Origin of the sequence: Mangrovibacter plantisponsor (assembly GCF_003182475.1) — a bacterium.
Classification (GTDB): Bacteria; Pseudomonadota; Gammaproteobacteria; order Enterobacterales; family Enterobacteriaceae; genus Mangrovibacter; species Mangrovibacter plantisponsor.
In genome coordinates, this window is record NZ_QGTS01000029.1 from 1 (window position 1) to 7,682 (window position 7,682).

The following is a 7,682-nucleotide window of genomic DNA, read 5'->3' on the forward strand; positions in this document are numbered from 1 at the left end:
GTAAAAACCGGTACCTCGCAGACATCCAACCACGCATTCAGCCAGGCGCGCTTCACGGCAAAAGGCGTTAAGTGGGTTAGCGGGCTGTGGATTGAACATGTGATGAAGGGCTCTGCAGCATGAGGGCACTGTTAACACCGGATTTCGCCCGGAAAATGGGCATTGTGCTGTTACGCCCCGGACCGGAACTGATGCCACTCTTTTCCCGTGGGCGTGTGCTGGTGGAGCATGAGCCCGCCGATATGGCAGATCTGCCCACCGGACTGGTACCACCCGTAAGGCAGCCACTCACGGAAGATCCGTATCTGCTTCGTTTCTTTCTCGATGAACGGGTTATTCAGGCGGCAGGTGGCATCAGCGCTCTTGAAGCCTGGCTGTTCATGAACGGGAACACCTGCCAGTGGGGCGAGGGTGACTATCACCACCATGAGATAACCACCCGCAGAGAAGCCGAAGGCGCGTTACGCCTTTGCTGGCACTGTGACACCCAGTTTCGCGATCAGTCATTTAAGGCACTTACCGATATCGCCAGGAAAAACGTGGTTGAGTGGGTAGTGGATAAAGCCAGGGCAGCGCTTCACTTTGATGAAAGCCACACACTCACACTGCCTGAGCTTTGCTGGTGGGCTGTTCGCCAGCGTGTATTTGAGGCATTCCCTGAGCCAATGGCAGAACAGGCTCTGGGCTGGCAGGTGGAGCCCATCAAATCCGTTTACCGTGAATGTGACCTGATGCCTTCGGTACCGGCCACCAGCGTGATAGAGGAACACGTAAAACCCGTTCTTACCCTGGCGGTTGACCCGGAAACACCGGAATCCTTCATGCTGCGCCCAAAGCGCAGGCGCTGGGTAAACCAAAAATTCACGAGGTGGGCGAAATCACAGCCCTGTGAATGCTGCCGTAAACCCGCAGACGACCCCCACCACATTATTGGCCACGGGCAGGGTGGGATGGCAACAAAGGCGCATGACTTATTCGTGATACCGCTGTGCAGGGCGCACCACGATGAGTTACACGCCGATACCGTGGCATTTGAGGAAAAGTACGGGAGCCAGCTGGCCCTGTGGTTTCGTTTTATTGACCGTGCGCTGGCAACTGGCATTCTGGCTTAAGTGGAGAATACGTATGAATCTGGAAGCATTACCGAAATTTTACTCACCGAAATCACCAAAACTGAATGATGAGACTCCGGCCACCGGGAGCGCATCCCTCACCATTACTGATGTGATGGCGGCTCAGGGCATGGTTCAGTCAAAAGCACCACTTGGGTTTAACCTCTTCCTGGCAAAGATGGGGATTCAGGATCCACAGCCAGCCATTGACGGTTTAACGAATTACGCGATGGCGCTTGATAATCCGGTACTGAACAAGCTGACAGAATCCACCCGGCTGGAGATTGTGGATTGCCTGGTTAAGTTTGCCTATGCCGATTATTCCCGCTCAGCAGCCAGCAAAAGCGAATGCCCACATTGCCACGGGAAAGGAGTGATCCGGACGATGCGAGATGTTGTGAAACACCCGGGCGTAAAAGGTGTAGAACCCACGGTTGTGCATGAAGAGGTTGAAGAAATATGCCGTCACTGCCAGGGTAAAGGAGAAGTCAGCACCGCCTGTAAAGATTGTAATGGGCGAGGAACGGCAGTTGACCGCAAACGCTCAGAATTGCTCGGTGTACCCGTTATGAAATTATGTGGGCGGTGTAATGGCCGTGGATTCGCCAGACTTCCAACAACCCTGGCGCGCAGAAATATTGGAAGCCTGCTCCCTGATCTGACGGATTACCAGTGGTACAGCGGTTATGGCAGTGTAATAAATTCACTTGTGACGAAGTGTTGGGCTGAAGAAGCCTGGGCTGAGAAGCAGTTGCACGATGTTACCCGGTAGTGGCGGCCATGCAATCATATAACCCACTCAGGTGGGTTATTTATTCTTTGGTAGAAGCCTTATCCAGCAGAGCATTTAAATCGTCACCAACCAAAGATGAGATATCCCGGCTTATTTTTTTATTTCTCTCTATAGCCTCAGCATCTTTGTCTGTAAAAACAGCATCTTGTATCAGCTCTATGTACCGTTCCTGGAGCGCAAGCATTAACTTCAGGTTTGTTACTTCTTGCCTGAGCTTTATTAGTTCCGGAGTCTGTTCATCGGTATGCATTGCGTCATTAAGCATCTGAATGATTTCAGCATTCATAGATCTGCTATTGATTTTCGCTCTCTGAATAATTTGTTCTTTTAAATCTTCGGGCATTCGTAACCCGAATGGGGCGATCAGACTTGCGCCTTTCATGGCAACCTCCAACAAATAACTGACTTCATAATGTAGTCAAAATCATCTTGACGGGATAGCTACATCATGTAGTATTTAAATAGTTACATTATGTAGTCATAGGAGATGAAATGGATAATACACGCAATATTACGCCAACGGGTATCCGGTTCCCCGACTCACTAAAAGAAATTATCAAACTTGCAGCGAAAGAAGGGGGGCGATCAGTAAACAGAGAAGTCATCAAGCGAATAGAAAGGAGCTTAAAAGAGGATGGGTTTATCAAAGCATAAAAACAGCGAAGCCCCAATGGCGGCAACCATTGAGGCTTCTAAATCAACAAATCATGATGGAAATATTGACATGACAAGTTTAGCAATTGCAGATCGTACAATCAACGTGCCTTTCTATGGAAATTCTCTTTTCGTTGTAGAGCATAACGGCGAGCCATATACCCCAATGCGCCCGATTATCGATGGCATGGGGATGGACTGGGCATCCCAGTTTACAAAGCTGAAACAGCGCTTCAAATCAACCGTTGTGGAAATCACAATGGTTGCAGCAGACGGTAAATCGCGTCCGATGATCTGTCTTGCTCTGCGCAAGCTAGCCGCTTGGTTGAATAGCATCAGTCCGAACAAAGTCCGCCCTGAAATACGCGATAAGGTAATCCGTTACCAAGAAGAGTGTGACGATGTGCTTTACGAATACTGGACTAATGGCCAGGCAGTGAACCCCAGAGCGAAACCGCAAGAGAAAATAACACCAGAACAGCGAGAGGTAATAAAGCAGCTTGTTTTATCCCGTGGCAAGGCTCTGCCGCGTGACAGACAGGCTAAAGCGATGATCACCATGTGGTCAGCCCTGAAAACTCACTTTGGCGTTACCTACAAAGAAATCCAGGAAAGTCAGTTTTCTGAGGCTCTGTCGCTGGTGGCAAGAGTATCGCTTGAGGGTGAATACATTGGCAGGGAAGAAACGTTGCCAGATAAGAAAATGGATCTGAATTATCCGGTAGAGTGGTGGGACAAAGTGCCAGGCTCAACACCTGAAAGAAGGATAACAAAACCTAACATTGGTGGTGGGTGCCAGTTCCCGGTCAGACTCTTATTCGGCCCTACAGATGAGTCACCTTCAGCTATTAACGAGCTTATCAATAAACTCACTTCCATGGGTTATGACATGAGCGCGATAAAGATGGAATATCTCGCCCACCGTCATTATGCAGAGCTGATGTATTACAAGTTATCCCGTATAGCAGAACAAAGCAGATCTGTGCTTGGAAGCCGGGTAACGATGAATATCAATACATCGGCATAGCCTGTAAATCTGTTAATTACCCGCTTCGGCGGGTTTTTTGTTTCTGGCTAAAATTGGTGTTTGCAATTTCCAAAAAATATGAGTAGATTTTATCTAACGATGGGCATTGTATGTCTACCGTTAAAAAAATTTATAACCTCGCTTCGGCGGGGTTTTTGCGTTTTTGTGCGAGCGTATATTAGTTATATGCATTCGCCTCACAGAATGAGTCAAATAGACATCATAATTAGCTCATCTCAGTGAGCTCTCGCTTCAGGTCACAGACATTCACTCACAGATAACCCTTTCACCTTGTGTCTGATGGCCTGTCCCTTATCCCCTCAATCCTGAGAGGAATCACAGCAATAAAGAGGGGGCTAAATGTCCGATCCTGTATCCGGTGCTGGTGCCATTCTTGGCAGCGGTATGCTGGGCGCTACCTTTTACGGTTTTGTCACTCATACCGACTATGGCGTTGTATTCGGTGCGTTCGCGGGGGCAGTGTTCTACGTAGCCACAGCAGCCAACATTACACGCTGGCGGCTGATGGGGTATTTCCTGACATCGTTTATTCTCGGCGTGTTAGGTGCCGGGCTGGTGGGCGCAAAACTGGCAGACCTGACCGGGTACACCGACAGGCCACTTGATGCCATTGGTGCTGCGGCGGTATCGGCTCTCATCATTAAGGTTCTGACCTTTGTGAATAATCAGGATCTGAACAGGCTGCTCGGTATGCTTCCCCGATTCCGTGGAGGTGGTCCAAATGACAATAAGTGAACCTGCTGCGCTGGTTAATGCGGTGATTTGCGGTGTGATTGTGCTGGTGCTGATGTTCTATCAGCGTGGTGATGCCCGACACCGCCCGCTTATCTCCTTGCTGGCTTACATCATTGTCCTGGTGTATGCCTCCGTGCCGTTCCGGTTTGTCTTCGGTCTGTATCATCAGTCGCACTGGCTGGTGGTGCTGGCAAACATCCTCATCTGCGTCATTATCCTGCGCGTTCGCGGTAATGTTGCTCAATTGATTAAGTTACTTCATAAATAAAAAAGCAGGATACAGCGACATCGCTGCATCCTGTTAGTTGGCAATTGCATAGTTATTATTATTAAAACATGCACTTACTAAGAATAATCTTAGGTCAAATTTACCGTTCTATACATAAAAAACTTCCTACCAACATTAGTAGGTACAGGCTATGAATATCTCTCAATTTATAGAGGCGGCTGGAGTTAGCGTCGAACTTTCTGCTGTCTGGTTTTCTCATATTGAGTCTGCCATGTCTGAGTTTGGTATCAGCTTAGTACAGGACAAAGCCATGTTCATCGCTCAGACCGGGCATGAGTCAGGCGGTTTCCATGCACTGGTTGAAAGCTTCAATTATACCCCGACGGCTTTACTGGCCGTATTTGGTCGCCGCGTCTCATCCTACCAGGCCAATATGCTTGGCAGGGCGAATGGCCGCAAGGCGCAACAGGAAGCCATTGCTAATCTGGTCTATGCAAATCGCCTGGGTAACAAGTCAACGGGCGATGGCTGGAAGTATCGCGGTCGCGGGCTTATCCAAATTACTGGTCTGGATAACTACCGCAAATGTGGTGCTGCATTAAAGCTGGATCTGGTTACCTCGCCTGAGTTACTGGAAAAGGCCAGTGAAGCGGCGCGGTCAGCTGCATGGTTCTATGCAACCAGTGGATGCCTGAAATATTCCGGTGATTTAGCCCGGGTGACGCAAATCATTAATGGCGGTAATAACGGGATTGATGATCGCCGGGCTCGCTACGGAGTTGCACTCAAAGCCCTTTCATGAGGCCTGTATGAGCGCAGAAATAAAAGCAGCCATTATCGTTAGCCTGTTTCTTCTTATTGTCGGCACCAGCTGTTTTGTTGGTTACCAGTACCAAAGTAACAGCAACCGGGCAGATGCTGCGGAGAAAGCGCTAACCCAGACCAAAACCGTGACAGCGAATGTCATGACCACGCTGTCTATATTCAACACCATGTCTCAGGCTAATGCAGATGCAAAGCAGCGAATTGAAAAGCAGACAGAGGACAGGGTTGTCATCATTGAAAAGGCCATCGCCAGTGATGACTGCGCTAAACAGCCTGTTCCTTCTGCTGCTGTTGAGCAGCTGCGCGAGCACGCAAATCGAATACGTTCCGGTTCAGCCGGTACCACTACCAGCGAACCTGCTGATTGACTGCGTACTTCCTCAGATACCTGAGCAAATGACCTATGGCGACAGCCTGAAGCTCAACGAACGCCTGCTTGGTGTCATTGAGAAATGTAATCGGGACAAAGCTGATATTCGAAAAGCTGAACAGAAACGACAGGAAACCACCAAATGACACCGATTCAAATTGTATTGTTGTACTTCTCATTCATTGGCGTAGTGCTGCTGCTTATTGCTGGCGGCTGGAAGGCAATTCGTAACTGGATTAAAGCCCATGCAGCAACCAAAGCACAAAAGGCTGCAGCAGAAGCCCAGGCGCTTGAAGAAAAGGCAGAAGCCAGGGCGCAAGAGTTGCTTAAGAAACTGCAGGAAGAAGCCGCTGAATCCGGACAGACATCTACCACAGTGACTGGTGATGTATCACCACAGGCTGGCAGTACATCGTAACAAAGTAAGAGCTGCATACAGGCTACCAATCGGTGGCCTTTTTTATTTCTGCAACAAACCCGCGCATCCACCGGCGCTATTTCTAACGAGAGCCTTTCAGAAAGTTGAGCCTGAGGAATGTCGTTAAGTCGGCGGACTCTCTCGGGCGACACTTCCTGGTGGACAGGCTCAACCTTCTAAAAGGTAAAACGCTATGAATAATCCGTCAGTTATTCCGGCCTTCGACTTCCGCGAAATGGTTTTGCCATCTAACGGTAAGGTCATCACAACGTCCGTGAAGATATCCCGCTATTTCGGGAAGGCGCATAAAAACGTTCTTCGCACTATCAAGCGGCTGGAGTCAGACTGCTCGCCTGACTTTAACCGGCTCAATTTTGAGCCCGTTGAATACCTCGATAAAAAAGGCGAGATGCGCCTGATGTACAACATCACGAAAGATGGCTGGATGATGCTTGTAATGGGTTTCACCGGTAAGACAGCGACCGCGATTAAAGAGCAATACATCGCCGCCTTTAACTGGATGGCCGAACAATTTAGCCGACGCATGGCGATGGGCGAAGAAATGCAACACCGATACGCTATCAAAGAAACGCGTTCAAAGCTGAAAGGAACGATCGGCAGCCGGTTGATGAATGAACGGAAGAAAGAAAAGCATGTGCTGCAGATCGAGCACGAACACATCATGCAGGTGACTCAGCCTTGTCTTCTTTTATCGTAATCAATACAGCAGGCATTCACTGAGTGCCTGCGATAATGATATTGATTGATGTGGGAGTTTCATAAATGGCACTACCCCGTATTATCAGCCACTACAAAGTATTCATACAGCCATTAACTGGTGCGGAATTTCAGGCGGGAATCACAAATAATGACTCATTAGTGGTTATTGACGGGTTTTTGCTATGCACTCACAAAGATAATGGATGCATTGTTGGGTTTAATGCTCAGCATGTTGCGTGGTACCGACTTGATCCTGAGCTTTTAGATCATGCCACCAAGAACGCCTAAAGCTTGCCGCAAACGTGGCTGTCGCAGCACCACTACTGATCCCTCAGGCTACTGCGAAAACCATAAAAGTGAGGGCTGGAAACAGTACAAACCAGGACAATCCCGCCACCAGCGTGGCTACGGTACAAAGTGGGAGGTTATCCGGGCTCGTATTCTTCGCCGTGATAAAGGCCTGTGCCAGTCCTGCCTGAAACAAGGCCGGGCGGTTGAAGCGTCCTGCGTTGACCACATCATTGCCAAAGCACAGAGCGGAACAGATGAAGACTCAAACCTGCAAAGCCTGTGCTGGCCGTGCCACGCAGCGAAAACAGCGCGTGAGCGCACAAGATGATAAATATTCTCATTATCATTATTCAGCACCAAAATGGTGCGGAATTTTTACATTAAGGGAGGGAGGGCGGGTCAAATCTCTGCCACCTGTCACCTTCCGGACTGCCCGCCCCCCTGAATTTTTATACCCGCGAAAAATGAAATTTAACCAGGAGTGCCG

Annotated in this window: 13 protein-coding genes and 1 pseudogene; 13 read left to right on the forward strand and 1 reads right to left on the reverse strand. The window is 49.1% G+C overall.

Going from position 1 to position 7,682, the window contains the following annotated elements; all coding sequences use genetic code 11:
* The 3 genes and pseudogenes from DES37_RS25985 to DES37_RS24885 form a co-directional block, all read left to right on the forward strand.
* Window positions 1–123, forward strand: a pseudogene (locus DES37_RS25985) (phage regulatory protein/antirepressor Ant); the annotation flags it as partial.
* A complete protein-coding gene (locus tag DES37_RS24880; RefSeq protein WP_110028229.1) occupies window positions 120–1,112 on the forward strand; it encodes a DUF968 domain-containing protein in 993 nt (330 codons plus the stop codon). The pseudogene DES37_RS25985 and the gene DES37_RS24880, both read left to right, overlap by 4 nt.
* Window positions 1,113–1,125: 13 nt before the next feature.
* Window positions 1,126–1,884, forward strand: coding sequence for an antitermination protein (locus DES37_RS24885; RefSeq protein ID WP_110028230.1), 759 nt, complete (start codon window positions 1,126–1,128; stop codon window positions 1,882–1,884).
* Window positions 1,885–1,924: 40 nt separating this feature from the next.
* Here the strand turns inward: DES37_RS24885 and DES37_RS24890 are convergent, their stop codons facing one another.
* A complete protein-coding gene (locus DES37_RS24890) occupies window positions 1,925–2,287 on the reverse strand; it encodes an Arc family DNA-binding protein (RefSeq protein ID WP_110028231.1) in 363 nt (120 codons plus the stop codon).
* Between the two features lie 110 nt (window positions 2,288–2,397).
* Here DES37_RS24890 and DES37_RS24895 point away from each other — a divergent pair, with 110 nt between their 5' ends.
* From DES37_RS24895 to DES37_RS24940, 10 genes are all read left to right on the forward strand, one after another.
* Entirely contained in the window at window positions 2,398–2,559 is a 162-nt protein-coding gene (locus DES37_RS24895) for an Arc family DNA-binding protein (protein WP_110028232.1), read from the forward strand.
* Window positions 2,540–3,586 carry a phage antirepressor N-terminal domain-containing protein gene (locus tag DES37_RS24900; protein ID WP_425451741.1) on the forward strand — a complete coding sequence of 349 codons (1,047 nt, stop codon included), beginning with the start codon at window positions 2,540–2,542 and terminating at the stop codon, window positions 3,584–3,586. The genes DES37_RS24895 and DES37_RS24900 overlap by 20 nt, the downstream gene beginning before the upstream one ends.
* A gap of 360 nt (window positions 3,587–3,946) precedes the next feature.
* On the forward strand, window positions 3,947–4,342 hold the full coding sequence (locus DES37_RS24905) for a phage holin family protein (protein ID WP_110028233.1): 396 nt from the start codon (window positions 3,947–3,949) through the stop codon (window positions 4,340–4,342).
* Window positions 4,329–4,610 carry a phage holin family protein gene (locus tag DES37_RS24910; protein WP_110028234.1) on the forward strand — a complete coding sequence of 94 codons (282 nt, stop codon included), beginning with the start codon at window positions 4,329–4,331 and terminating at the stop codon, window positions 4,608–4,610. Before DES37_RS24905 ends, DES37_RS24910 begins: the two co-directional genes overlap by 14 nt.
* 151 nt (window positions 4,611–4,761) lie before the next feature.
* The gene (locus tag DES37_RS24915) at window positions 4,762–5,373 is read left to right on the forward strand and encodes a glycoside hydrolase family 19 protein (protein ID WP_110028235.1); all 612 of its coding nucleotides are present in this window, start codon (window positions 4,762–4,764) and stop codon (window positions 5,371–5,373) included.
* 7 nt (window positions 5,374–5,380) lie between these two features.
* Window positions 5,381–5,764, forward strand: a complete 384-nt coding sequence (locus DES37_RS24920) for a hypothetical protein (protein ID WP_170123816.1) — start codon at window positions 5,381–5,383, stop codon at window positions 5,762–5,764.
* Complete coding sequence (gene lysC / locus DES37_RS26230; protein WP_425451742.1) at window positions 5,652–5,912, forward strand: Rz1-like lysis system protein LysC; 261 nt, start codon at window positions 5,652–5,654, stop codon at window positions 5,910–5,912. The genes DES37_RS24920 and lysC overlap by 113 nt, the downstream gene beginning before the upstream one ends.
* On the forward strand, window positions 5,909–6,184 hold the full coding sequence (locus DES37_RS24930; protein ID WP_110028237.1) for a DUF1378 family protein: 276 nt from the start codon (window positions 5,909–5,911) through the stop codon (window positions 6,182–6,184). The genes lysC and DES37_RS24930 overlap by 4 nt, the downstream gene beginning before the upstream one ends.
* Before the next feature lie 193 nt (window positions 6,185–6,377).
* Entirely contained in the window at window positions 6,378–6,902 is a 525-nt protein-coding gene (locus DES37_RS24935) for a Rha family transcriptional regulator (RefSeq protein ID WP_110028238.1), read from the forward strand.
* 270 nt (window positions 6,903–7,172) lie between these two features.
* Complete coding sequence (locus tag DES37_RS24940; RefSeq protein WP_110028239.1) at window positions 7,173–7,523, forward strand: HNH endonuclease; 351 nt, start codon at window positions 7,173–7,175, stop codon at window positions 7,521–7,523.
* The last annotated feature ends 159 nt before the right edge of the window (window positions 7,524–7,682 follow it).

Excerpts from the sequence above, each read along its gene's own strand:
- DES37_RS24885 (WP_110028230.1), top strand. The coding sequence starts at position 1,126 with ATGAATCTGGAAGCATTACCGAAATTTTACTCACCGAAATCACCAAAA.
- DES37_RS24915 (WP_110028235.1), top strand. The coding sequence starts at position 4,762 with ATGAATATCTCTCAATTTATAGAGGCGGCTGGAGTTAGCGTCGAACTT.
- DES37_RS24880 (WP_110028229.1), top strand. The coding sequence starts at position 120 with ATGAGGGCACTGTTAACACCGGATTTCGCCCGGAAAATGGGCATTGTG.
- DES37_RS24935 (WP_110028238.1), top strand. The coding sequence starts at position 6,378 with ATGAATAATCCGTCAGTTATTCCGGCCTTCGACTTCCGCGAAATGGTT.
- DES37_RS24895 (WP_110028232.1), top strand. The coding sequence starts at position 2,398 with ATGGATAATACACGCAATATTACGCCAACGGGTATCCGGTTCCCCGAC.
- lysC (WP_425451742.1), top strand. The coding sequence starts at position 5,652 with ATGACTGCGCTAAACAGCCTGTTCCTTCTGCTGCTGTTGAGCAGCTGC.
- DES37_RS24890 (WP_110028231.1), bottom strand. The coding sequence starts at position 2,287 with ATGAAAGGCGCAAGTCTGATCGCCCCATTCGGGTTACGAATGCCCGAA.
- DES37_RS24900 (WP_425451741.1), top strand. The coding sequence starts at position 2,540 with ATGGGTTTATCAAAGCATAAAAACAGCGAAGCCCCAATGGCGGCAACC.
- DES37_RS24920 (WP_170123816.1), top strand. The coding sequence starts at position 5,381 with ATGAGCGCAGAAATAAAAGCAGCCATTATCGTTAGCCTGTTTCTTCTT.
- DES37_RS24905 (WP_110028233.1), top strand. The coding sequence starts at position 3,947 with ATGTCCGATCCTGTATCCGGTGCTGGTGCCATTCTTGGCAGCGGTATG.
- DES37_RS24940 (WP_110028239.1), top strand. The coding sequence starts at position 7,173 with ATGCCACCAAGAACGCCTAAAGCTTGCCGCAAACGTGGCTGTCGCAGC.
- DES37_RS24930 (WP_110028237.1), top strand. The coding sequence starts at position 5,909 with ATGACACCGATTCAAATTGTATTGTTGTACTTCTCATTCATTGGCGTA.
- DES37_RS24910 (WP_110028234.1), top strand. The coding sequence starts at position 4,329 with ATGACAATAAGTGAACCTGCTGCGCTGGTTAATGCGGTGATTTGCGGT.